The 23,773-nt window shown below is 49.9% G+C and carries 21 protein-coding genes; 2 read left to right on the top strand and 19 right to left on the bottom strand.

Features of this window, described 5'->3' with window-relative positions:
* Positions 1 to 50 precede the first annotated feature (50 nt).
* From murG to SD10_RS22275, 18 genes are all read right to left on the bottom strand, one after another.
* Positions 51 to 1,142 carry an undecaprenyldiphospho-muramoylpentapeptide beta-N-acetylglucosaminyltransferase gene (gene murG, locus SD10_RS22360; RefSeq protein ID WP_046576899.1) on the bottom strand — a complete coding sequence of 364 codons (1,092 nt, stop codon included), beginning with the start codon at positions 1,140 to 1,142 and terminating at the stop codon, positions 51 to 53.
* A gap of 107 nt (positions 1,143 to 1,249) precedes the next feature.
* Positions 1,250 to 2,371 carry an FtsW/RodA/SpoVE family cell cycle protein gene (locus SD10_RS22355; RefSeq protein WP_046576897.1) on the bottom strand — a complete coding sequence of 374 codons (1,122 nt, stop codon included), beginning with the start codon at positions 2,369 to 2,371 and terminating at the stop codon, positions 1,250 to 1,252.
* A 68-nt stretch (positions 2,372 to 2,439) separates the two neighbouring features.
* Positions 2,440 to 3,789, bottom strand: coding sequence for a UDP-N-acetylmuramoyl-L-alanine--D-glutamate ligase (gene murD / locus SD10_RS22350; RefSeq protein WP_046576896.1), 1,350 nt, complete (start codon positions 3,787 to 3,789; stop codon positions 2,440 to 2,442).
* A gap of 92 nt (positions 3,790 to 3,881) precedes the next feature.
* A complete protein-coding gene (gene mscL / locus SD10_RS22345; protein ID WP_046576894.1) occupies positions 3,882 to 4,214 on the bottom strand; it encodes a large-conductance mechanosensitive channel protein MscL in 333 nt (110 codons plus the stop codon).
* Positions 4,215 to 4,249: 35 nt separating this feature from the next.
* Entirely contained in the window at positions 4,250 to 5,239 is a 990-nt protein-coding gene (locus SD10_RS22340) for a DUF3078 domain-containing protein (RefSeq protein ID WP_046576893.1), read from the bottom strand.
* A 31-nt stretch (positions 5,240 to 5,270) separates the two neighbouring features.
* Positions 5,271 to 6,110, bottom strand: a complete 840-nt coding sequence (locus tag SD10_RS22335) for a mechanosensitive ion channel family protein (protein ID WP_046576891.1) — start codon at positions 6,108 to 6,110, stop codon at positions 5,271 to 5,273.
* On the bottom strand, positions 6,107 to 6,310 hold the full coding sequence (locus tag SD10_RS22330) for a hypothetical protein (protein WP_046576890.1): 204 nt from the start codon (positions 6,308 to 6,310) through the stop codon (positions 6,107 to 6,109). Before SD10_RS22330 ends, SD10_RS22335 begins: the two co-directional genes overlap by 4 nt.
* Positions 6,311 to 6,320: 10 nt before the next feature.
* Positions 6,321 to 6,926 (bottom strand): RNA polymerase sigma factor, encoded by a 606-nt coding sequence (locus SD10_RS22325; protein WP_046576888.1) that lies wholly within the window; start codon positions 6,924 to 6,926, stop codon positions 6,321 to 6,323.
* A gap of 470 nt (positions 6,927 to 7,396) precedes the next feature.
* The gene (gene tsf, locus SD10_RS22320; RefSeq protein WP_046576886.1) at positions 7,397 to 8,230 is read right to left on the bottom strand and encodes a translation elongation factor Ts; all 834 of its coding nucleotides are present in this window, start codon (positions 8,228 to 8,230) and stop codon (positions 7,397 to 7,399) included.
* A 192-nt stretch (positions 8,231 to 8,422) separates the two neighbouring features.
* On the bottom strand, positions 8,423 to 9,250 hold the full coding sequence (gene rpsB / locus SD10_RS22315) for a 30S ribosomal protein S2 (protein ID WP_046576884.1): 828 nt from the start codon (positions 9,248 to 9,250) through the stop codon (positions 8,423 to 8,425).
* A 171-nt stretch (positions 9,251 to 9,421) separates the two neighbouring features.
* Positions 9,422 to 9,808 carry a 30S ribosomal protein S9 gene (rpsI, locus tag SD10_RS22310; RefSeq protein WP_012929223.1) on the bottom strand — a complete coding sequence of 129 codons (387 nt, stop codon included), beginning with the start codon at positions 9,806 to 9,808 and terminating at the stop codon, positions 9,422 to 9,424.
* Positions 9,809 to 9,814: 6 nt separating this feature from the next.
* Complete coding sequence (gene rplM / locus SD10_RS22305) at positions 9,815 to 10,258, bottom strand: 50S ribosomal protein L13 (RefSeq protein WP_046576880.1); 444 nt, start codon at positions 10,256 to 10,258, stop codon at positions 9,815 to 9,817.
* Between the two features lie 126 nt (positions 10,259 to 10,384).
* Complete coding sequence (gene mraY / locus SD10_RS22300) at positions 10,385 to 11,593, bottom strand: phospho-N-acetylmuramoyl-pentapeptide-transferase (protein WP_046576878.1); 1,209 nt, start codon at positions 11,591 to 11,593, stop codon at positions 10,385 to 10,387.
* A 111-nt stretch (positions 11,594 to 11,704) separates the two neighbouring features.
* Positions 11,705 to 13,183 carry a UDP-N-acetylmuramoyl-L-alanyl-D-glutamate--2,6-diaminopimelate ligase gene (locus SD10_RS22295; protein WP_046576875.1) on the bottom strand — a complete coding sequence of 493 codons (1,479 nt, stop codon included), beginning with the start codon at positions 13,181 to 13,183 and terminating at the stop codon, positions 11,705 to 11,707.
* 86 nt (positions 13,184 to 13,269) lie between these two features.
* A complete protein-coding gene (locus SD10_RS22290; RefSeq protein WP_046576874.1) occupies positions 13,270 to 15,402 on the bottom strand; it encodes a penicillin-binding protein in 2,133 nt (710 codons plus the stop codon).
* Positions 15,392 to 15,790: an FtsL-like putative cell division protein gene (locus tag SD10_RS22285; RefSeq protein WP_046576873.1), complete on the bottom strand. Its 399-nt coding sequence runs from the start codon at positions 15,788 to 15,790 to the stop codon at positions 15,392 to 15,394. The genes SD10_RS22290 and SD10_RS22285 overlap by 11 nt, the downstream gene beginning before the upstream one ends.
* A gap of 93 nt (positions 15,791 to 15,883) precedes the next feature.
* Complete coding sequence (locus SD10_RS22280) at positions 15,884 to 17,377, bottom strand: M20/M25/M40 family metallo-hydrolase (RefSeq protein WP_052731268.1); 1,494 nt, start codon at positions 17,375 to 17,377, stop codon at positions 15,884 to 15,886.
* Positions 17,378 to 17,566: 189 nt separating this feature from the next.
* The gene (locus tag SD10_RS22275; RefSeq protein WP_046576871.1) at positions 17,567 to 18,280 is read right to left on the bottom strand and encodes a DUF3431 domain-containing protein; all 714 of its coding nucleotides are present in this window, start codon (positions 18,278 to 18,280) and stop codon (positions 17,567 to 17,569) included.
* 144 nt (positions 18,281 to 18,424) lie between these two features.
* On the opposite strand from SD10_RS22275, the gene SD10_RS22270 reads away from it, so the two are divergent.
* Together SD10_RS22270 and SD10_RS22265 are read left to right on the top strand one after the other, a co-directional pair.
* The gene (locus tag SD10_RS22270) at positions 18,425 to 20,542 is read left to right on the top strand and encodes a S9 family peptidase (RefSeq protein WP_046576870.1); all 2,118 of its coding nucleotides are present in this window, start codon (positions 18,425 to 18,427) and stop codon (positions 20,540 to 20,542) included.
* 88 nt (positions 20,543 to 20,630) lie between these two features.
* On the top strand, positions 20,631 to 22,172 hold the full coding sequence (locus SD10_RS22265; RefSeq protein ID WP_046576869.1) for an FG-GAP-like repeat-containing protein: 1,542 nt from the start codon (positions 20,631 to 20,633) through the stop codon (positions 22,170 to 22,172).
* Between the two features lie 104 nt (positions 22,173 to 22,276).
* Here SD10_RS22265 and SD10_RS22260 read toward each other — a convergent pair whose 3' ends face one another.
* On the bottom strand, positions 22,277 to 23,560 hold the full coding sequence (locus SD10_RS22260; protein WP_046576866.1) for a Gfo/Idh/MocA family protein: 1,284 nt from the start codon (positions 23,558 to 23,560) through the stop codon (positions 22,277 to 22,279).
* Positions 23,561 to 23,773 lie beyond the last annotated feature (213 nt).

Here is a 23,773-nt window from a genome sequence, read left to right as displayed (position 1 = left end):
CAGAAGCGCATGCGTATACGTCGCCTGCGTATATACTACTCCAAATAGCCTCATTTTGTTAATTTCACTACTTCATTGGCAATATCCCGAGCCGCGTTTGGTCGGGCAAATGTCTTAATCTGCTGGCTTAATTGCTGCTGTTGAGCCTGATTCGCCAGCAGATTAAGGGCCGCTGTAACCAGTTCCTGTCGAGCTGTTCGGTCGTTCACGAGTAGGGCAGCGTTATGATCGACCAAACTCATGGCATTTTTGGTTTGATGATCTTCGGCGGCTGCCGGAAACGGTACCAAAATGGCCGGGCGACCAACCAGACACAGCTCCGATACCGACAACGCGCCCGCCCGCGACACCACCGAATCGGCAACAGCGTAGGCTTTGTCCATATCGTAAATGAAATCATAAGCTTTGATCAGGTCTGAGCCAGTGGCAGCTATGGCTGTTTTCGCCCGTTCAATGAAGGCTGGTCCCGTTTGCCAGATTACCTGAATACCCGCGTCAACAAAGCGTTGCAGCCCGCTTTCTATGCTCTCGTTTATGCTGCGGGCTCCCTGGCTGCCCCCAATAATCAACAATGTGGGGCGGTTAGTTTCCAAGCTAAAGAGCGTTTGGCCAGCCGTTACCTTTTCACTGGAAAACTGAATATCGCTGCGAACGGGATTGCCTGTAACCTTGATCTTTTCGGCCGGAAAAAACGCGTCCATACCCGGATAAGCAACACAAATTCGTTTCGCCCAGCGGGCCAGGACTTTGTTGGTCAGCCCTGCATAGGAATTTTGCTCCTGGATTAGCGTTGGGGTACCATGCATAGATGCGGCCAGGAGTAGGGGACCACTGGCGTAGCCACCCACGCCCACGGCTACGTCGGGGCGGAAGTCGCGAACGATTTGCCGGGCCCGAAGTAAACTGGTCCCTAATTTAAACGGAAAGGCCAGATTTGCCATCGTCAGTTCCCGTTTGATACCCACAATGGGCAAGCCCACGATAGTATAGCCAGCGCGAGGTACTTTTTCCATTTCCATTTTCCCTTCAGCGCCAACAAACAAAATTTCTGTTGTTGCATCCATGGTTTTGAGTTCGTTGGCAATCGCAATAGCTGGATAGATATGCCCGCCAGTGCCGCCCCCGCTGATAATAACTTTCATCCAGTAAGTGGTTATGGAATACGGTTTACGGTTTTCTGTTTACGGTAAGACCATTCGGTAGGGCCAACGTCCGTAAACAGAAAACGGTGAACCGTACACCACGAAGGTTAAATTTTACTTTCGTCGGCTTCGTCGCGGCTCACGCTCAGCACAATACCGATTGCCAAACCCGTGAAAATGAGCGACGTGCCACCCATACTTAGTAGCGGGAGTGGCTGTCCTGTTACAGGGGCCAGGCCAATCGCTACGCAAATGCTGGCAAAGGCCTGAAAAACAATGCTAAAGGTTAAACCCGCCGATAACAGTCCTCCAAAGGGGCGGGTTGCCTTTTGGAGGGTTTTCATCCCTCGCCACAAAAACCAGATATAAGCCAGCACAACCGGAATGCCTCCCAGCAGCAGGCCATATTCTTCGACAATGATTGCGTAAATGAAATCAGAAAATGGGTTGGGCAGGGTATTCCGCTGGTGGCTGTTGCCCGGTCCCTGACCCGTTAGTCCACCGTTGGCCAGGGCGATATACGATTGCTCGACCTGATAAAAAATTGTATCGGAACTCATGAAATTCTTTACCCGGTTCGAGGCTGTGCCGAAGCGTTGCCCGGCCGCCAGGGCTATCCCACCAAACACAACACAGACCGCAATCATATAACCCAGGTAGCGCACCGGCACCCGGCCAATGTACATGAGCAAAAAGCAGGTTGCGCCGAGCAACAGGGCGGTTGACGTGTTCGAGAGGATAATGAGCGAGCAAATGACACCAATCCAGAGAATCAGGTTGAAGAGCACGATCGGGTCGCTCATGAAACGCTGCCGCTTGGCCAGCATTGCGGCCAGGTTGGAAATAAGGGCCAGTTTGGCCAAATCGGAGGGTTGAAACGTTTGGTTGATAATTGGAATTGTTACCCAACGCGAGGCATCATTGAGGGTTGAGCCTTTAAAGAATGCCCATAGTAATAAAGGAATGGAGAGCCACAAGCCAAATTTCGAGAGCCGGGCGTAATACACGTAATTGATCTTGTGCGCGAAATACGTACAGGCCAGCCCGATAAGCAGGAGGGACCCATGTTTGAGCAAAAAGATCTCGGTATTACCGTCGAGCTCACGAAAGGCTTTGGTACCCGTTGCGCTGTAAACAACCAGCACACTCATGATGGACAGATAAAGCACGATCCACCAGATTTGGCGGTCGCCTTTAAGATGTGTACGAATCCAGTCGCGAAGAAACATGATTTTTTGATGTATGATATAAGAGGTATGATGTATGCGAATCTGTAGTATAGAATATAGGCTCTATATCATGCATCATACATCTTTCTTACAGCTGCTTTAAACTGATTCCCGCGATCTTCGTAATTTTTGAATAAATCAAAGCTCGCGCAGGCGGGTGATAACAACACGACATCGCCGGGATTTCCCCATTCGAGTCCTTTCATTATAGCATCGGTAATGTCCTGTGTTTCGTAAATCAAGGGAACCATACCACCGAAATATTCTACTAATTTATGATTGTCTACGCCTAAACAAATCAGTGCTTTTACTTTTTTATGCACCTGTTCATCTAACTGACTGTAATCGTTTCCTTTATCCTGGCCCCCTGCAATCCAGATGGTTGGCGCGTCCATGCTGGAGAGCGCGTAAAAAACAGAATCCACATTCGTCGCTTTTGAATCATTGATGAACTGAACGCCGTTGATCGTACCGGCTAGCTCGAGTCGGTGGGCTGCATTCTGGAACGTTTTCAGGCCTGCCTCAAGAGCGTCGTTCGGGATACCCACCGATTGGGCCACCAGTATAGCCGCCAGCATGTTTAGGGCATTATGTGGCCCGCGTAAGGGCGTATCACTTTGCGAAATGGCAAACGAAGCCGTCTTGTTTCTCGCAATCAATTGCCCATCAATGACATAGCCACCGGGCGACGGGGTGGCTTTTAGAGAAATGGGCAGGTGCAGTACGTCTGGCTGTCGCTTTGCCAATTCGTCCGTAATGGGCTGGCTTTCCACAAAATAAATGAAGGTATCCTGCGGCCGGGCATTCTGTAAAATCCGAAATTTGGAATCTACGTAATTCTGAAAGCTGTAGTTGTAGCGGTCGAGGTGATCGGGTGTAATGTTAAGCAGCACCATGACGTCGAGATGGGTCTGATACATATCGTCCAGTTGGAAACTGCTCAGTTCCAATACATAGTAATCGAAGTTGTCCGTTATAACCTGAGCGGCAAAACTGTCGCCGATGTTTCCGGCCAGCCCTACATTCAGCCCGGCTGTTTTAAGCAGATGGTAAGCCAGCAGCGTGGTGGTGGTTTTGCCATTGCTGCCGGTTATCCCGATGAGGGTTGCCCGGGTGTATCGAGCCGCAAATTCGATTTCAGAAATCACAGGCGTTCCCTGGGCCCGGAGCTTTTGGACGAGTGGAACCGTTGCCGGAATACCAGGACTTTTGACGACTTCTGTGGCCGCTAAAATGCGTTCTTCAGTATGTTGACCCTCTTCAAAGGGAATACCGGCTGCCTGCAGGGTGGCTCTATATTCGGGCTTAAGTGCCCCTCTATCAGAGAGAAAGACATCGAAACCTTTGGCTTGCGCCAGCAGGGCCGCTCCGACGCCACTTTCGCCCCCACCCAGAATGACTATTTTTTGACCTGACATAAAAAAGCTTTACAGTCAGCAAAATAACGCATAAATGGAGAAGCCCTGACTATAGGTCAGGGCTTCTGGGGTAAATTTTTTCCTGGCAGGCGTCAGGCCTTAGGAGCCAGTGAGCTCGATAAACGGGCGCGATTGGCAAGTTTAACAATCAGAAAAACAACCCAGGCAATGATCAGGAACTGTATAAGTGTATTCAGGAAATTGCCGTATCGGATAGCAACTTCGGGAGTTGTACCAACGGCCTCTTTTAGCACAACTTTTAATTGACTAAAATCAACACCACCAAGAAGCAGCCCTAGTATGGGGTTGATGATGTCCTCAACTAAAGAGGTTGTGATCTTGCCAAAAGCAGCGCCGATGATGACACCAACGGCTAAATCTAATACGTTACCCTGGGCGATGAATGTACGGAATTCGCTTAGCATAAGGCTATTAATTTAGTTTAGAAAATTAATATACGCTAAAAGCGACCAGAAGTAGGGTCAGCCTTGTCTTTCTTTTTACGGAAAGAGCTTAAATTATAGGAAAGGCCAATTGCCACTGTTTGCTGAATTTGTAAAGAAGCGCTAAAATCTTTATTGTACAGGGCGATAAAGCCAAGCGTTGTGTTTAAATACCGACTCACTTTAGCCGTTAAAATAAGGTCGAGCCGGTGATTAATGTTATTGAACTGTGAATACTCGGTAAACAGCTGATAGCGAGTGTTTAAAGAGACGTTTTCGCTTAAATTTTTATTCAGAACAGCCTGCAATTGAAATGCCAGCCATTCCGTTCGGCTGCTTTTTCCCGGATCAACACCATAAACTTTTTGAGTAGGATCAGCCACATAATTACCCGTTGTAGCGTCTTGCCGCACACGTACACTTTGGTCCGCCAGGAACGTAAAACGGGGAGCCAAAGGACTTAGGCGGAGGGCAAACCAATCGGTGGGTTTATAGGCTAAACCGGCGGCAAAGGTCAACTGCGCCGGTGCGAAAAAGTTGGAAACTTTGAGACTGGTTTGATCGGCTGGAAGCTTGTCGTACCGATAACCGGCAGTGAAAAAAGTATTGAACGTGCCGGAAATGAATAAATCCCATTTGGGGGCTATTTGATGACCCAGCACAGAAATTACAATAATCTGGTCGGCTGCTTTGCGGGTATTTCCCAACTGGGTAACATAGCCTAGTTGAAGATCGGCGGTATTGTCCCAGGAAGTTTTCCCCTTTTCATACAAGGCGCGGGCCGCGATAACGCCCCCAATAGCTACCGAATTGACGCCCCCTCCCGACCAATTGCTGAAGGAGGCCTGATTGAAATTAAGGCCTCCACTGAATGAGCGCTGCCAATAAGAGGTATCAATTTTGACGGCTACCGTGTCCTTAAAATTTGTCGTTACTCTGGTCGAATCCTGTGCTGTTACCTGGCTTTGTATAAGCCAGCCCATCAGCAGATATACTACATTCTTCATAGTTAAAAGAAAAAACTTTGTGGGTAATCGCCTATAAATCAGAAGCCTGGAATAGCTCTACATTTTTCGTTTGTAAGACTTGTATAGGAATCACGGTGGTGGTGTCGCCGGTGCGAAGTGTCAATGACAACGAGTCAATTTTGATAATTTCACCCTTTACCTGATCGATTTGTACGGTCTGCCCTTCTTTGTATTTATTTTTTGTATAGAATGAGGACAGAATATTGGCCATCAAATCCCGTGAGGCAAAGCCATAGCCTATGGCAAAGGAGAATATTGTTCCTCCAATAATGAGATTGAAACTTGATTCCAGTAGTTCTGTATTGATGCCTGCCTGACCCAGTGCACTGATGATGGTAACAATCAGGAAAAAAACAAAGACAATCATACTAAGCAGCCGCCCCGAACTAATATTGAACGATTTACACAAGCCAAGGACTGCTTCCCGCAAGGCATCGGCCAGTAAAACGCCTACTTGTAACATAATGGCCGCCACGACCAGCTTGGGAATGAAATTCACCAGCGACGATACCATATCGGTGATCACCCCCACGCCCAACGTTTCAGTCGAAGCTGTAATGAACATCAGCAGAATGTAGTAATAGAGAATTTTGGCAATGATCTCGCTGAGTTTGATTTCGGTTTTGAGCTGTTTAATGATACTGATTTCGTTCAACCGGTTCCCAATTTTATCGAACCCTACCCGGCCCAGAATCCGCTGAATGATAAAAGCCGCTAATCGGGCAACACCAACGCCAATAAACAAAATCAGCACTGCTCCAAATATGCGGGGTACAAATTCAATGAACTGATTGATTAGGTTCTGGAATGTGTTACGGATTACTTCGGCTAGATTAGGAAGCTGTTTCATAAAGAGGGTTTTTTTTCAGTTGGCATTATGAGAAGTGGGTCTGCGAGGACGGCAGCCAGATCAAACAAATCGCCGATGTAGACATCGACAAGAGTGATTGCGTTTCTGATCAGATCGATTTCAGAAACTATCTCATTTTTTAAATGAGGTGGGCAAACAGCATCTGATTCGAATTCTTTAAAAGGATTTGGAGTTTCCATCGGGAGTTGTTTAGCGAAAAGGCCAGCGAATAGAAAGAGCTAGTTTAATGGCTATCAGTAGCCAGAATACAGCCCCTTCGAGGTAGTGTTTACGGAGTTTATCACGAGATCGTTTGAGCCGCATTTTAACTGCACTCTCTGTCAATCCATTCAAATCAGCAATGTCCCGGATGCTAATGTCATCCTGGTATTTCATAAGTAACATTGTCTGTTCTTCAGGAGGAAGTTGGTGGAGGGCTTTTTGAAGTTGTTTAGCCTCCAGTTCGGCTAATTCGGCCAGGCCGTCGTCATTGCCAACGTCTAGTCGTTCCCAACCGTCGTCCATGTACACTTCCCGGCGCAGATTTTGTGACCGTAACTGATCCGTACAGTAATTGTAAGTGATTGAATAGAGCCAGGTCGAGAATTTAGCCTGCTCGCGAAAGCTACTTAGTTTAACAACTAGTTTGAGGAAAATATCATGCGTCAGGTCTTCCGCGCGGACCGGATCTTTTATAAACGATAGGCATTTTCGATAAACTCTATCGCAGTATCGTTCATATAATCGCTCAAAATAGGCGTTCCGCTGTGTTTCTACGTATAAGCGTACTAACTCCTCATCTGAAATTGTCTCCATTCTTTACAGTAATGGTTGATAAGACATGAAAAGGTGCTGAAAGTAACAGCAACTTAAGGTCTGATAGTAAAAAATGTCGTTTCTGTTAAATTTTCCTCAAAAGGGTTACAACCTTTGGTTGAACCAGTCCAACATTTTGTAGCAGACTTTTAAATCCGGCCAATTTGGATAAGCCCGGTCAATGAAGTTATATAAAACAAGCTTATTAAGAAACAAAAATAGTCAAAAATGTCTATTTAAATATAGGTAAAATTTATACTATTGTATAATAAAAGGAAATTTATAGTGCATTGTGCATTGTTTGGGTATGAGCTTCCTTTACTGTGTAACAATGGCTAATCTGATTACTTTATGATGTACGAATACGCTTACTTTCAACGGTGTCCTTTCCATTCAGAAATGGAAACCCTATAAACGCAAAATACCCGGCTATTCAGCCGGGTATTTTGCAATGCTATTGATAAGAAATATTAACCAATCGATACCCGCTTGAAAGCCGTGACGGTTAATCCTTTGCTTGTTTTTTCTAACAATTGGGCAATCGTCAGTGAGTTGTCTTTAACAAACTCCTGGTTCAACAAGGTGTTGTCTTTGTAAAACTTGTTAAGCTTACCCAAGGCGATTTTTTCGAGCATAGCTTCGGGCTTACCTTCCTGGCGAGCCTGTTCTTTGCCGATTTCAATTTCGCGTTGTACGATTGTTGCATCAACGCCGTCTTTATCTAAAGCAACGGGCTTCATAGCCGCAATCTGCATAGCGATATCTTTGCCAACTTCAGTGACGTCTGTACCATTCGTATTCGTCATACCTACCAATACGCCTAACTTGCCGTTTGAGTGGATATACGATACAACTTGATCAGCAGTAACTGTTTCAAAAGAAGCAACATCGACTTTCTCGCCAATTTTACCCATCAGATCGGTGATGTGATCCTGAAGAGAACGACCATCGGCTTGTGGTGTAGCCAGCAAAGTCGCTTTGTCCGTCGCGTCTGTGGTAACGGCGGTGCTCATAACGGTCATTGCCAGATTCTGGAAATCGGCCACCTTAGAGACTGGCTCGGTTTCGCAGGCCAGAGCGATTACTTTACCGCTTTTGCCATCAGGACTAACGTGTGCCAGTACAATGCCTTCAGCCGTTGTGTTGTCAGCCCGTTTATCGGCTATTTTCTGACCCTGCTTACGCAGGATTTCTTTTGCTTTTTCAAAGTCGCCATCGGCTTCGGTGAGGGCTTTTTTACAGTCCATCATGCCGGCTCCGGTTTCTTGCCGAAGTTTATTTACGTCAGCAGCAGTAATTGCCATAATAATAGGGGATTGTCTAATTAAATTGCCAAAAAATGTTTGGTACTCAAGGCATTACATCCTGAAATGGAATAGCCCATAGCGGCTGGCTACGGGCTATTCCATTTCGGGTTTACGGTATTCAGTATATAGTTCCCAGTGCGTTAACAACCGTAGCGACGGACCGCCGAAAACTATATACCATAAACCTTTTTATGCGTCCTGCTCGTCGTCTTCAGCAACAGCAGCCGTAGCTTCAGGCTGAGTTTCGCCTTCGGCCTTAGCCTGGGCTAGATCTTCAGAACGTTTAGCTTCTTCCTCTTCCTGAACGCGCTGATCGTCTTTATCCTGTTTCCGCTCCATCAGACCTTCTTCAATGGCCTTACCGATGGCAAGCGTAATCAGCGAAATCGACTTATAAGCATCATCATTGGCTGGGATCGCGAAGTCAACTTCTTCGGGGTTCGAGTTCGTATCGCACATAGCAAATACGGGGATACCCAGACGGTGGGCTTCAGCAACCGCAATGTGTTCACGCTTCACGTCAACAACAAACAAAGCCGCTGGCAAACGAGTCAGGTCGGCAATACCGCCCAATACGCGCTCCAGTTTTTCTTTATCACGCGTACGTGTCAAACGCTCCCGCTTGGCAATGCTCTTGACGGTCTCCTCGTCTTTCAGCATTTTGTCCAGCGTTTGCATTTTCTTCAGCGACTTGCGGATTGTAGCGAAGTTCGTTAACATACCGCCCTGCCAGCGATCTGTCACGTAGGGCATTTTCAGGCGACGCGCTTCTTCCGAAACGATTTCCTGAGCCTGCTTCTTCGTTGCTACAAACATCACTTTCCGGCCTGAACGAACGATACCTTTGATCGCATTCGCGGCTTCGTCCAGTGCTGCCACTGTTTTGTTGAGGTCAATAATATGGATGCCGTTCTTCTCCATGAAGATATACGGAGCCATCCGGGGGTCCCACTTACGCGTAAGGTGGCCAAAGTGCACACCAGCGTCGAGGAGATCTTTATATTCAATTTGTGCCATTTCCGACTTGAAAAATGAATGTTGTTAAAAAATACGCAGCACCACCCGTCGGCATCATCTAAGGGTAGTCTGGACAAAATCGGTATAAGGTTTATCGCTTTCAGTGGTCGGTTATCAGCAAATAAGTTGAGAATCTGACAGAAAACCGTGAACTGAATACGTGAAACCAAATTAACGTTTCGAGAACTGGAACCGACGACGGGCTTTCCGACGACCGTATTTCTTCCGTTCTACCATACGCGAATCCCGCGTCAGGAAGCCTTCTTTTTTGAGGGCCGGACGGAACTCAGCGTTCATTTCGACGAGTGCACGGGCAATAGCCATACGCGTAGCTTCGGCCTGACCGGCCACACCACCACCACGAACGTTCACTTTTACGTCGTAACCACCAACACCGTTGACCGTTGCGAACGGCTGGTTCAGAATGATTTGCAGGACTTCGGTAGGAAAATACTGTTTGTAATCTTTTCCGTTCACCGAGATGGCTCCGCTGCCCGCCGACATGTAGATGCGGGAGATGGCAGTTTTACGGCGGCCAATGGTATTAATACGATCCATTATGACTTAGAATTTAACTTCTGTTGGTTGCTGAGCCTCGTGAGGGTGTTGACCACCGGCATAAACGTACAAGTTGGTATACAACCGACGACCAAGCCGATTTTTCGGCAACATACCTTTTACGGCGTGTTCGATGATACGCTCGGGATGTTTTTCAAGCAGCAACCGGGGCGATGCGAACCGTTGACCACCAGGATAACCTGTGTGGCGGACATAGACTTTGTCGGTCATCTTGGCACCGGTCAGGCGAACCTTGTCGGCATTGATGACAATCACGTTGTCTCCGCAGTCAACGTGTGGCGTGAAGTTGGTTTTGTGTTTGCCGCGAATCAGGCGTGCGATGTTGCTGGCCAGCCGACCGAGCACTTCACCCTGAGCGTCAACCACAACCCACTCCTTCTGCGCCGTTTCTTTGTTGGCAGAGATGGTTTTGTAACTGAGCGTATTCACTATTATGGAGACTAATTGTTTGATTTATAATACCTTATCTGCTTAAAAAACAGGTCCGTCCTGAAACGGGAGTGCAAATATAGGAGATATAGCACTGAAATACAAGGGGATAATAAGAAATCATGCCTACCGCAGCTTCAGCGTCGCTAAGGCCAGTACGGCCAGGATAATTCCGACGATCCAGAAGCGCGTGACAAGCTTGGCTTCGTGGTACCCTTTTTTCTGAAAATGGTGGTGCAGGGGCGACATGAGGAAGATTCGCCTGCCTTCCCCAAACTTGCGCTTCGTGTATTTAAAATAGCTGACCTGCATAATCACCGAGACCAGCTCGACCAGGAAAATGCCGCAGATAATGGGAATCATCAGCTCCTTTCGAATGGCCAGAAACAACACCGCTATAACGCCCCCCAACATCAGACTGCCCGTGTCGCCCATAAATACCTGAGCCGGATAGGAGTTATACCATAAAAACCCGACGCAGGCTCCCACAAAGGCCGCACAGAAGATTACCAGCTCGCCCGAATTCGGGATATACATGATGTTGAGATACTGCGAAAAAACTTTGTTACCCGACAGGTAAGCCAGTACCCCAATTGTAAGACCGATGATGACAGAGGTACCAGCGGCCAGTCCGTCGATTCCGTCCGTAATGTTCGCGCCGTTCGATACGGCCGTAATAATGAATATGCAGATAATGACGTAAATGATCCACGTATAACTATCCGGCACAAGTCCGAATAATAGCGAGTGGTAGTCAAATTCGTTATTTTTTATAAACGGCACCGTTGTCAGGGTAGACTTGATATCGGTATACACGTCGGGTACGTTGGAGGTGCTGAGCAGCCGGGGGGCATAGACCCGAATTTTAACGGAGTCGTTGAAGTACAACGTCAACCCGACAATCAGTCCTAAACCCACTTGCCCAACTACCTTAAATTTGCCTTCCAGTCCTTCTTTATTTTTCTTGAAAACTTTGATATAGTCATCCAGAAAGCCAATTAAACCTGTCCAGACGGTCGATACGAGGGCCAGGATAACATAGACGTTTGACAGTTTGGCAAAGAGCAATGCCGGAATCAACAGGGAGGCCAGAATAATAAAGCCACCCATGGTGGGCGTACCACGTTTCTGCATCTGCCCCTCCAGTCCCAAATCCCGGATCGACTCACCGATCTGGAGGTTACGCAGCGTGTCGATAATGCGCCGACCGAAGATGGCCGCAATCAGCAGCGAGGTAATAACAGCGCCAAGCGCCCGGAATGAAATGTATTGGAAAACTCCCGCGCCGGGGAAGTTGTAGCGTTCGTCAAGAAACTGGAAGAGGTAATAGAGCATTTTTAAAGAGCGAAAGAGCGAAAGAGTGAAAGAGTGAAAGAGCAGGAAAGGAATAGCGGGTTACGTACGCTCTTTCACTCATTCGCTCTTTCACTCTTTGTACGACCAAAGTTACTGATTTCGACGTTCTGTGAAAGCCTCGCGTAGTACGACCCGGTCGTCGAAGTCATATTTGACGCCTTTTATCTCCTGATAGGTCTCGTGGCCTTTGCCCGCGATCAAAATAATGTCATGCGGGCGGGACAGGGAAACGGCCCGGCGGATGGCCTCGTGCCGGTCTTCTATCGTGATTGTTTTCTTAACGTCAACAGGCGATACACCGGCCTGCATCTGCTCCAGAATCGCCATTGGGTCTTCGTTGCGAGGGTTGTCGGAGGTCAGAATGACCCGGTTGCTCAATCGGCAGGCGATGTCGGCCATAATTGGGCGTTTGGCCGCATCGCGGTTGCCTCCGCAGCCGACCACGGTGATAACTTGGGGCAAGTAATCCTGCTCGTCGGTAGCGCGTAATTCATTAATGGTTTCCAGCACGTTCAGCAGGGCATCGGGCGTGTGGGCATAATCCACAATACCCACAATCTGATCATCGGAAACCACCTGCTCAAACCGACCCGATGGGGGCGTAATGCCGGATAAGGATGTCAGAACTTCGGTCGGGTCTTCGCCCAGCAATACAGCTGTTCCGTATACGCTCAGAAGGTTGTACGCATTGAAACGGCCAATGAGCTTGAACCAAACCTCGCGGTCGTCGATGAACATATTCAGCCCAAACAGGCTGTCGGCAATTACTTTCCCCTTGAACGTGGCGAGGGTTTGCAACGAGTAGGTTTCTTTCCGGGCGGCCGTATTCTGAAGCATCACCAGCCCGCGCTTATCGTCCACGTTGGTCAGGGCAAAGGCGGACGCCGGAAGCTGGTCAAAGAATCCTTTTTTCGCCCGGATGTAGTTGTCAAACGTGCCGTGAAAATCGAGGTGATCATGCGTAATATTGGTAAAAATACCGCCGGCAAAGGTCAAACCGGCAATACGTTCCTGCACGACCGCATGCGAACTGACCTCCATAAACACGTGCGTACAGCCGTGCGCCAGCATTCGGGTGAGTAGTTGATTCGTCGTAATGACATCGGGCGTTGTGTGGGTAGCGGGTATCACCTCATCGTCAATCTGGTTTTGCACCGTCGAGAGTAACCCGCAGCGATAGCCCAGCGAACGAAACAGCCGGAAGAGCAGTGTGGCTACGGATGTTTTGCCATTTGTGCCGGTTACGCCAACCAGTTTCACTTTCCTGGAAGGCTGATCGTAAAAGTTGGCTGCCGCAAAGCCCATCGTCCTGGCCGAATCCTGCACCCGGACATACCCCACATTCGGGTTGATGTCTGTCGGAAAATCTTCGCACAGAATCGCGCTGGCCCCCTGTCGGATAGCGGTTTCTATGTACGAATGTCCGTCGGTGAGGGTGCCACGCACGGCAATAAATAAACTGCCCGGCCCGACTTTACGCGAGTCCATCGTCAGGCTCGTTACGTCGGTGTTCATGCTGCCGGAGGTCGCCAGTAGCGGAATTTTATAAAAGAGATCTTTGAGTTGCATTCGCGGGTCGAACGAACAACGGGTTCGTTTGTCGGATGCAAAAAAACAGATTAGGCTTAGGACTACCTAATTTTATCTGCTCGGGTTTAGCCCAGCGTCAGGGTTATTACTTTTCCTGTTGTTTTATCGGTTTCCTGACCCGGTGTGATCGACTGGTCTTTCACTTTGCCCCGCCCTTCAACCAACACCCGGAAGCCCCGGTTTTCGAGCAAGAACAGCGCATCGCGCAGGGGTAGGCCCCGCACATCGGGAACCCGGTCGGCACGGGTTGGCCGACTTTTCCAACGTCCATTGAGAGCCGTTTCAACCCAGCCTTCAGTCGACGGTTCGTTCGGTAGGTTCAGGGCCGAACTGATCGTATGCAGGTCATCGGCATAACCCGCGACCAGATCCGTCGATGAGCGGGGTTGCGAGGTATTGGCACGAATAGGCGCGTGCATTTGATAATCATAAGCGACAATCCGATCGGCTACGGCTTTAAAGACCGGTGCTGACACGGCGCCTGCATATAAACTACCTTTATTTTCTCCCTGCTGCGGATTATCAACCACCGCGATCATGCTGTATTTGGGCTTGTTAGCCGGGAAATAACCGATAAATGATGTATAATAACGGCCAACCTGATACTGTCCGTCAATGACTTTCTGCGCGGTTCCTGTCTTTCCGGCGATCTCATAAAACGGATTATTGATGTGTTTGGCCGTTCCATTCTGGACAACGCCCCGCAATAAATCCTGCGCCTTGCGCGCCGTTTCTTTTGAGCAGATCGGGTCGGGGGCTACGTATGGTTTGTTATCCTCAATAAGCTCGTCGGCCAGTTTGATTTGCTTCACAATGACCGGCCGGACCCAGCGCCCGCCATTGGCAACGGCATTGTAGAAGGCCAGCATCTGCAAGGGTGTAATCTGCATTTCATAGCCATAGCACATCGAGGTGAGCGATACTTTGCTCCAGCCTTTCATATCGGGATTTCGCACAATGGGCGTGGCTTCTCCTTTCATGTGAATACCCGTTGGCTGGGTCAGGTGAAACTTACGCAGGTAACGGCAATAGAGGTCAGGGCGCTTGTAGAAATAACTACGCATCAGCAAGTGAGTGCCGATGTTCGATGATTTTTCGAATACCTGACGGGCCGTGATTGTGCCGGAACCACCTCCGTTGGAATCCACAATTTTCAGCCCGTTGTACCGCACCGCATGCTGACCCGTTTCAACAAGCTGATTGAGCGAGATAGCTTTCTCTTCCATCAGCGCCATCATGGTGGCCAGTTTGAACGTAGAGCCGGGGTCGGTTCGGCCAGCCAGCGCATGGTTGAAATTTTCAACGTAACGAACTTCACCATTGTTGCCTTTTACTTTCGTCAGGTTGGCCATTGCCCGGATTTCGCCCGTTGCCACTTCCATGACGATCACACAGCCCTTGGATGCACTGTATTTTTCCAGCGTTGACCGCAGCGCCGATTCGGCCATGTCTTGGTAATTAACGTCGATGGTCGTGTAGAGATCCATGCCGGGTTCGGGCCGCATTTCGGGACCATCGTCAACGGGTTTGCGAATCCCTCCCGATAATACTTCCACCAGACCAACGGCATTTCGACCCGCCAGAGCGGGCTGAAAACTAGCCTCCAGGCCAATCAGGCCCCGCCCGGTTTTGGCATTAAGGTTACCGATAGTACGTTCAGCCATCTGGTCGTAGGGATGGTAGCGTTCGTAATACGGACGCAGTACGCCACCCCGCGCGGCAACTTTGTTGGAAGACCGGAAGAACGGCCATTTAAGCATCTGCTGGCGTTCCTGAAACGTGACCCGCCGACGGTTGAGCAACACATACCGGCGTTTATGGGCGCGGGCATCCCGAACAAGGTCAGTATAGTCACGCGCGGAGCGATCCCGGTAAATCCGGGACAGCAGCAGGCCTAAAGAGTCCACTTTTTTGTTGAAGTACTCGGTCTTTGCCATGGTTGGGTCCAGACCGACCACGTAGGTTGGTAAAGAGGTGGCCAGCAGGCTGCCATCATTGGCGTAAATGTTTCCCCGCATAGCCCGCACCGTATCCCGTTGAATCAGGGTAGCAGCCACGCGTTCCCGCCAGAATTTCCCTTTCAGGTCTTTCTTGAAATACTGTACCGAAACCAGCCGGATGACGACACCAACGGCTAGGAAAATGACAATGTAAAAGACGTGATTCGCCCGTTGAATGATATCCTGCTTAATGTTCATCGGTCTTGACCACTATTTTATGGGGTGGAGTCTGGCTATCGGCCAGGCCGAGTGTCGCCACACGTTTACTAATTTCGGATTGTTTGCCGCTCTTGTTGAAATCGGCCTGCAGGACCGTAAACTGCGATCTTAATTCATCGACCTGGGCTTTGGCTCGCAACGTTCGTCGAACCAGCCGTTCGGCGTTGTGATTCAGGCCAATGTAAAGAATGAGCAGAAACGTAACCCACAGAATGCGGTCAATGTGCTGAATGGGCCAGGCGTTATCTTCCCCAAACAGACGGTCTAACCCAATGAATTCATTGAGCCAGGAAGCCAGTTTGAGCTTGCGCCGTTGTTTTTTCTGCTTGGCTATACGCTCGGGTTGCCGGAAGGTATTTTTAGCCATGATGGGTTAGGGTACGATGTATGTACAAAGAAACAAAATCATCGCGATGGGCACCGCCCGGTCGTGGCTAAATTTTGAAAAATCCGAGTTAACTCACTCTTTCCACCGCCACTCGTTGGCAATTTGCAGGGGTGTACGGAGGCCCTGTGCCACCAGATAATCGCGGGTTTGCGTATCCGTTTGCCGATGCGCTGGAATGTCATCGGCATCGGCCAGGGCGTAGAGTAGCATGGACGAATACCGAACGGTGTTTTTTAACTGGCTGGCGTTGACGAGGTTGATGCGGTCGCAGTTGGCGTGATAGCAGTCGAGAACTTCTCGGGACAGGTGGCCATTCATACCCACCACCGGGACCCCTTCGAGCATAAATGGCTGATGGTCGGAGTGAAGCCCGGCCTGGTTTTCCATTTGATTAGGAAAAGCCGGTTCGACGTCTTTCATCGTTTCGCCAATGGTATTCAGAAACGAGACCATGTCCGAGTGGCCAAAGGCGTTCAGGCCGGTCGGGTCGTTGGTCATGTCGAGGTTCATCATATAGCGCACCTTGTCCAGTTCACCCGATTTTTTCAGCTTTTCGACCATCGCCCGCGAGCCGAGCAGGCCCTGCTCTTCGCCCATAAACAAGACGAACTCGACGGTGCGTTTGGGCTTTAGTTTCAGGGCTTTGAACGTGCGGGCAATGTCCATAATGGCAAAGGAGCCAATGCCATTGTCGATGGCGCCTGTGGCCAGATCCCAGGAGTCCAGATGACCGCCCACAATGATTTTCTCGTCGGGGTAGGTCGATCCTCGCAGGGTTGCCACTACGTTACGAGCCCGTATTTTCCGGCTCGTATTGGTCATGTGAATCTGCGCGTGTAATTTCTCATGTTCTTCCTGCATCCACGCCCGCAGCGCCTGGCCACTTTCAAGCGAAATGCAAACCGACGGAATGGGAATCAGCTTGCCCGTTACCGAAGCCGTTCCGGTTAGCAGCACATTGCCCGCAACCAGATTGACCATGATGACACCCGTAGCACCGTATTGAATGGCCAGAGCGGTCTTCTCCGATCGGTGCAGGTTTCGGGCACCTTGGGTTGGAGCCGCCAGACCAATATTCACCAACGCGACTTTCCCCTTTAGTTTGTTTTTAAGGGCCGCAAAATCACCTTCCAGCCCGTTGCCAACATCAACGATTTCACCCTGTACATGGGCTTCTACGGGCGAATGAGCCAGGGCCACCACCGGAACATCCCGAAAGTTGTCACTTTTGTTCGGGACAATAGCCAGGGTAACCGTGTCACGCATCCACGACTCTACTTCAAAAGGTTCGTAGCGAATTTCCTTAAATCCGTAGGATGACAGCAGGTTAAACGCATACGCTTCGGCGCGGGCTCCATTTGGGCTTCCCGTTAGGCGATGACCTACGCGTTGTGAGGCATCGGCCAGAGTTTCGTAAGCACGGCTGTGTTCGATTACTTCCGTGTTTATGCGGGTAAATGCCTTACGAAAGGAGAGTGTACCAGGGTAAAAAGCCGTTAATGTACTGGCAGTGCCGATACAGAGTAACACAAGTCGAAAACGAGGCACGTAAAATGTGCGGGCCATGGAAAGACAGATGGAAGAGTGCCTAATTAAAAAAGCTGATGGATTTAGATGCCGAAAGAGTAGACGCAAAGTAGGCCTAAAGCGTTCGATCTATTTCAGGAAAAATATATAATTCAGGTGTAAGGGCCTGTTTTCAATTTAGTTTTTATTTAAAGGTCCAAAGTCAGAACGTCGCGCAGGGGAAATCCTTTACTGAGACGGATTAACCTGCTGGTGCTTCATCTGTTTCAACTGAACGGTTTGGCGTCCAGCCAGCCAGTTCGGGTCAATACCAACGACACCAAATACACGGTCCCAGCTTCGTTCGAAACAGTGGGCTGCATCCGGAAAAGAAACCGAGATGTTCAGGGCATGTTCATAAAAAGAGCGTGGTCTGCTTTGGACAAGGGTTTTATGAACAGCAAATTGAGCACCCAGCACGAAGGTATAAAAATCGGGTCCATCGGTGCCAAACAAGGCATGATGAAACCCAATCAAATCAAGATCTCGCCCATCCTCGTTTTTACTCCAGGGCACAAAGAGCCGATGGCCCTGGTTATCATCGGTATCGATCAGATGCCCGAACCACCGGAACGATCGGAGTTGAGTGGCACCGGGATCAATTCCGGTGCCACTCAACTCCGATCGTTCCGAATCAAACTCCCGTATCGTTTTCTTGAAGTCATACGCATGATCGAAGGGTTTGCCCTGGCAAAAAATCGTCCAGTCGGCTAGCGAATCGTAGCGGCTGGCAAGGTGGTGCAAATAGGTGTGCGCTTCTCGTCCGATGTTGGGCAGTGGAAGGGTGTGGGGCTCGGTTATGGGCTCAGGACTTTTGGTGTAAACTGTTGTGCGTATGCCTGTTGGCAGGTTCCGCAACCAGTTTAGGTTTTCCGTATAATGAGCAACAACGAGTTCGAGCATGGCATCCTAACCGTCAGAACCTAACGGTTACGCAAAGATCGTGAAGAAATTAATGGTCTCTTTGTGCACGCTACTACCCGTTGCGCCCAAACAAACATTATTTTTACGGAAGAACTTCCGAAACGACCTAAAACGACGTCCTCTATGAAACGGACTTGTCTACTTTTCATTACTTCTCTCACGCTCTATAGCATGACCCAAGCACAACCCATTACACCGCCCAAAGCGGCTGTGAAACCTAAAGAACTGATCACGAACGGTCATAAACGAACCGACAATTATTACTACCTCAACGAACGCGAAAATCCGGAAGTCATCAATTATCTGAAAGCTGAGAACGCCTACCTCGATCAGGTACTGGCGCCGGTCAAGGATTTGCAGACTAAGTTGTTTGAGGAAATGAAAGGGCGCATCAAACAGCAAGACGAATCGGTGCCTTACAAAGAGGGGGCTTATTACTACTACACCCGGTTCGTTACCGGGGGCGAGTACCCGATTTATTGCCGCCGGAAAGGCTCGATGCAAGGGGCCGAAGAAATCATGTTCGACGGAAATGTGATGGCGAAAGGTCATAATTATTACCAGATCGGCGGTTTCGAGGTGTCGGACAACGACGAGCTGGCCATTTTCGCCGAAGATACCGTTAGCCGTCGGCTCTATACATTGCGGGTGAAAAACCTGAAAACGGGTAAACTATATCCCGAAGCTATTCCAAATACCGAAGCGGGGAGCTTTGCCTGGGCAACCGATAACAAGACGCTGTTTTATGTCAAAAAAGACCCGCAGACGCTGCTTGGCTATCAAGTCTATCGGCACGTATTAGGAACCGACTCGAAAAGCGATGTGCTGGTGTATGAAGAAAAAGACAACCAGTTCTACATGGGGCTGGGTCGTTCGAAATCAAAAAAATACATCGAGATCAGCTCCGATCATAACGGCGTAGCCACCGAGTACCAGTTGCTGGAAGCCAGCAAACCGACGGGGCATTTCACCACCTTCCTGCCTCGCCAGAAAGGGCATGAGTATGACATTGTTCATTACAAAGACAAGTTTTACGTTCGGACCAACTGGAAGGCCGAGAACTTTCGGTTAATGGAAGTGCCCGAAGGAAAAACGACAGACCGGACCGCCTGGAAAGAAGTGATTGCCCATCGGCCGGATGTGTATCTGGCCAATATGGATGTGTTTGCCAAGCACCTCGTGTTGGGCGAACGGAAAGCAGGGCTGACCAATATCCGGGTGATCAACCAGCAAAGCAAAGCCGATGAATACCTTGATTTTGGCGAGCCAGCCTATGTGGCGGGTATCAGTTATAACCCTGATTTCAATACCAACGTGTTGCGGTATAGCTATTCGTCGCTGACGACGCCCAACTCCACCTTCGATTATAACATGGATACGAAGGTGAAGACGCTCCGGAAACAGCAGGAAGTGTTGGGGGGCTTCGACAGGAACAACTACGTATCGGAGCGGTTTTTTGTGACGGCCCGCGATGGCGCCAAAGTGCCCGTGTCGCTGGTATATCGCAAAGGCACCAAAAAAGATGGCTCGGCTCCGTTGCTCCAATATTCCTATGGTTCTTACGGGTACTCGACCGACCCTGGGTTTAGTTCAACACGCCTGAGCCTGCTCGACCGGGGCTTCATTTTTGCCATTGCACACATTCGGGGTGGTCAGGAAATGGGACGCCGGTGGTATGAAGACGGCAAAATGCTGAAAAAGAAAAATACCTTCAACGACTTCGTTGACGTGTCGGAGTACCTGACCAAGAACAAATACACCAGTACCGACAAACTCTTTGCGATGGGTGGCAGCGCGGGTGGGCTGCTGATGGGTGCCGTAATCAACCAGGCTCCGCAGCTGTACCGGGGTGTGGTGGCGGCTGTTCCCTTCGTCGACGTGGTCACCACCATGCTCGACGAAAGCATTCCGCTCACAACGGGTGAGTTTGAGGAGTGGGGTAATCCAAAAAACAAGGATTATTATGATTACATGCTGTCGTACTCTCCATACGACAACGTTGAGAAAAAGGCTTATCCGAATCTGCTCGTGACAACGGGGCTGCACGATTCGCAGGTGCAGTATTGGGAGCCTGCCAAATGGGTGGCCAAGCTACGCGTCATGAAAACGGATAACAACCAGCTTCTGCTGCATACCAACATGGAAGCGGGTCACGGTGGCGCATCGGGCCGGTTCGAGGCCTTAAAAGAGATCGCCCTGGAATATGCGTTTATCCTGAACCTGGTAGGAGAGCGGCAGTAAGCGAGTAGCCTGGACGGCCACGTTCGGGAATGGACGTATGCATTCCTTTCACCCGGACGTGGCCGTCCAGGCTACGAATAATTAGGCAATGAGTACCCTTAAGCGATCTTTTTTTCAGCTTTATCAATACGCATTTATTAGTGCGGCTGTGTGGATAGCCGTTGGCAGTTGCCAATCGGGGAAGGACGCTGCCCTGAACGATCCGGCTCTTGCCGAAGGGAAGCAACTGGCACAGCAGCATTGTGCTGGCTGTCACCTTGTTCCATCGCCCGATTTGCTGAATAAAGAAACTTGGGTGAAGCACGTGTTGCCCGCTATGGCTCCAAATCTGGGACTTGAGGTATATTCAGAAGGGGTATATTATGCGGGCGCAAAGGCGTCTATTTCGTTCGACAACTGGCAGAAATTACTTCTTTATTACCAGACACTGGCGCCTGAAACCCTGGAAGGGGCCAAAGCGCCTGAACCCGTGACGAATGACTGGGCCATGTTTTCGCTTGAAAAACCCCGGCTCGACACAACGCAAACGGCAATGACGACCCTGGTGGCGATGGATACGATTAGCCATCAGTTGTATTCAAGTGATGCCTTTCAGAATAATCTGTATCGGTGGAATCGGGCGTTGCAACCAACCCTGTTCAATCGGCTGAATTCGGCCGGGGTTAGTGCTACGTTTTTCCGGGACAAAACAGGCATCGAGCATGGTGTGTTCAGTTGCCTGGGCACGATGCGGGCTGCCGATATTTCGAAAGGCGAGCTGATCTCACTGACCATAGCCGGTAAACAAGGGGCCGATTCGTCAGCGGTGGCTACCGACTTACCCCGACCCCTTCAATCGGTATCCGCTGACTTCAATAAAGATGGGCTGACAGATTGGGTTGTTTGTGGATTCGGACACAATATGGGCGGACTGTACTGGCTCAAACAAGGGGCGAATCATCAGTATACCAAATTGCCCATTCGGGAGGTGGCCGGAGCCAGTCAGGCCGTAACGGGTGATTTCAATGCCGACGGTTGGCCCGATTTGATGGTGTTGTTCGCCCATGCCGATGAAGGCATCTGGCTATTTCTGAATGATAAACGGGGCGGTTTCACGGAGCGGAATCTGCTTCGGTTTCCATCCGTTTATGGCTCGACCAGTTTTCAGCTGGTCGATTTTAATCAAGATGGCCGGTTGGATATTCTGTACACCTGTGGCGATAACAGCGACTACTCAAAAGTGCTGAAACCGTACCACGGCGTGTACATCTACCTGAACGAAGGTGGCGAACGCTACAAGGAAGCCTATTTCTATCCAATCAATGGCTGCACCAAAGCCGTCGCCACCGATTTTGATCAGGATGGCGATCTGGACATCGCGACAATTGCCTTTTTTGCTGATTTTAAACACAATCCCGCCGAGAGCTTTCTGTTGTTTGAACAGCAAAAACCGTTGCAGTTTCATCCCCATGCCCCGCCTGTCAATAGGCTTGGGCGCTGGATTTGCATGGATGTGAACGATTGGGATAATGACGGTGATGCCGATGTCATTCTGGGTAATTTCTCGAAAACGTTCATCATTCAGGAAGGACTAAAGCCAACCTGGGATACGCACTTGCCCTTGATCGTGCTGACGAATAAAACGCGGTAGTTGTCCCAAACAGCTATCCGGTTTACTGGTCTGTGTCCTCACGGACCAGGGGAGTCTAGTTGATCCTTCGTGATCCGTGTCCTCACGGACCACAGAGGCTTACTTCACATCAAATCCCAGCCTTTCCGATACTCTCGCGACAGCATCGCGTTGGCGTCGGCATTATGCCGGAACTTCTCTTTGCGGGCGTTCCATTCCAGCGGCTGGCCTAGTCGGTAGGAAATAAGGCCGAGGTGCATCGGCATGGTCATTTGGCGGGCGTAGGCCAGATTTGATTCCGGCTGTTCACGGGACTTCACCGCGTCCACAAAATTCTGCTGATGGCCCGGTGACCGCTCCAGCGTGATGGGAATCTCGGCAATATCATTCATCACGACACCATTGATGGTGATTTCGCGGGTGCTATAGTCGCAGAGAAGCGTTCCCTTGTCGCCCTCGAAATAAGCACCGATTCCCCGTTTTTCGGCACCCGGTACGTTGGGCGGTGTACTGGTCCAGTGCAGCGAAAGGTTATCAAATTGATAGTCAATGTCTATCCACTTGGGGGCATCGCCAATGCCTTCGGGGCCCGCTCCTTTGGCATTGATACTTTTTAGTCCGGTGGGGTTGATAGCCCACCAAACCACGTCGGCAATGTGGCACCAGAAATCCTGAAATACACCGCCCGAATAATCCAGAAAATAGCGGTAGGTAAAATGGCAGCGTTCGGGTGTGTACAAAGAAGCCGGCGCTGGCCCCTGCCACATGTCCCAGTTGAGGGTAGCCGGTGGCGTCTGGTAATTGGCCGGGCCCAGCACGGGCGGGAAGCCTGTTTTCCAAAGCCGTACGGTATGCACCTTGCCAATGGCCCCGCCCCGAATCAGCTCGACTACCCGGTGGTAATTATCGCCCGCGTGGATCTGCGTGCCCAGTTGAAAAATCCGGTCATAGCGATTAACGGCCTTGAGCATCTTTTGCCCCTCCCGAACACTGTAAGAAAGGGGCTTTTCACCATACACGTCTTTCCCGGCCTGAAAAGCCATGATCGCGATCTGGGCATGCCAATGGTCGGGGGTAGCGCAGGTGATGGCATCGATATCCTTCCGGTCGAGAAGGTGCCGGAAGTCGGCGTATGTTTTGGCGGTTGTGTTCGGTTGTATCCCCTGCAACGTATTGAGGGCTTTACTCAGATGCGTCTCGTCCACATCGCACAACCCAACGACGTCGACTTCAGGAAGTCGGGCAAACCAGTTGAGGTGATTGGTACCCATGCCGTTCAGGCCAATATGCGCTACCCGTAGCTTATCGCTGGGAGCAACTTTTCGTTTCAAGCTCGGAAACAGCGCCAGGCTGAGGGCGGCTGCACTTCCTTGTTTCAGAAAATCACGGCGGTTCGATTGGCGCGTCATGGCAGTAGAAGCAACTGGGTTTCCAGGTTTTAATTCTTGCCTAAAATGCCGTTCCGGCGATCTATCTACTGCATCGGGACATTAATTCTGAGCCAGTCAAATCTATTGCGTACATGAGCGGTAGGTTTTGCGTAAAAGCTGCTTACCCTAACTGATCGGGCTGACGAATAAGCTTATCCGGTTTAGTCTGGGAATTAGTTGGTTTAGTAGTCC

The sequence above is a fragment of the Spirosoma radiotolerans genome, assembly GCF_000974425.1.
GTDB lineage: Bacteria > Bacteroidota > Bacteroidia > Cytophagales > Spirosomataceae > Spirosoma > Spirosoma radiotolerans.
Note: the sequence above shows the minus strand (reverse complement) of the source record. Positions and strands in the feature narration are given on the sequence as shown.

Bases quoted from the DNA above. Each gene is read 5' to 3' on its own strand.
- murG (WP_046576899.1), bottom strand. From the start codon at position 1,142: ATGAAAGTTATTATCAGCGGGGGCGGCACTGGCGGGCATATCTATCCA.
- SD10_RS22355 (WP_046576897.1), bottom strand. From the start codon at position 2,371: ATGTTTCTTCGCGACTGGATTCGTACACATCTTAAAGGCGACCGCCAA.
- murD (WP_046576896.1), bottom strand. From the start codon at position 3,789: ATGTCAGGTCAAAAAATAGTCATTCTGGGTGGGGGCGAAAGTGGCGTC.
- mscL (WP_046576894.1), bottom strand. From the start codon at position 4,214: ATGCTAAGCGAATTCCGTACATTCATCGCCCAGGGTAACGTATTAGAT.
- SD10_RS22340 (WP_046576893.1), bottom strand. From the start codon at position 5,239: ATGAAGAATGTAGTATATCTGCTGATGGGCTGGCTTATACAAAGCCAG.
- SD10_RS22335 (WP_046576891.1), bottom strand. From the start codon at position 6,110: ATGAAACAGCTTCCTAATCTAGCCGAAGTAATCCGTAACACATTCCAG.
- SD10_RS22330 (WP_046576890.1), bottom strand. From the start codon at position 6,310: ATGGAAACTCCAAATCCTTTTAAAGAATTCGAATCAGATGCTGTTTGC.
- SD10_RS22325 (WP_046576888.1), bottom strand. From the start codon at position 6,926: ATGGAGACAATTTCAGATGAGGAGTTAGTACGCTTATACGTAGAAACA.
- tsf (WP_046576886.1), bottom strand. From the start codon at position 8,230: ATGGCAATTACTGCTGCTGACGTAAATAAACTTCGGCAAGAAACCGGA.
- rpsB (WP_046576884.1), bottom strand. From the start codon at position 9,250: ATGGCACAAATTGAATATAAAGATCTCCTCGACGCTGGTGTGCACTTT.
- rpsI (WP_012929223.1), bottom strand. From the start codon at position 9,808: ATGGATCGTATTAATACCATTGGCCGCCGTAAAACTGCCATCTCCCGC.
- mraY (WP_046576878.1), bottom strand. From the start codon at position 11,593: ATGCTCTATTACCTCTTCCAGTTTCTTGACGAACGCTACAACTTCCCC.
- SD10_RS22295 (WP_046576875.1), bottom strand. From the start codon at position 13,183: ATGCAACTCAAAGATCTCTTTTATAAAATTCCGCTACTGGCGACCTCC.
- SD10_RS22290 (WP_046576874.1), bottom strand. From the start codon at position 15,402: ATGAACATTAAGCAGGATATCATTCAACGGGCGAATCACGTCTTTTAC.
- SD10_RS22285 (WP_046576873.1), bottom strand. From the start codon at position 15,790: ATGGCTAAAAATACCTTCCGGCAACCCGAGCGTATAGCCAAGCAGAAA.
- SD10_RS22280 (WP_052731268.1), bottom strand. From the start codon at position 17,377: ATGGCCCGCACATTTTACGTGCCTCGTTTTCGACTTGTGTTACTCTGT.
- SD10_RS22275 (WP_046576871.1), bottom strand. From the start codon at position 18,280: ATGCTCGAACTCGTTGTTGCTCATTATACGGAAAACCTAAACTGGTTG.
- SD10_RS22270 (WP_046576870.1), top strand. From the start codon at position 18,425: ATGAAACGGACTTGTCTACTTTTCATTACTTCTCTCACGCTCTATAGC.
- SD10_RS22265 (WP_046576869.1), top strand. From the start codon at position 20,631: ATGAGTACCCTTAAGCGATCTTTTTTTCAGCTTTATCAATACGCATTT.
- SD10_RS22260 (WP_046576866.1), bottom strand. From the start codon at position 23,560: ATGACGCGCCAATCGAACCGCCGTGATTTTCTGAAACAAGGAAGTGCA.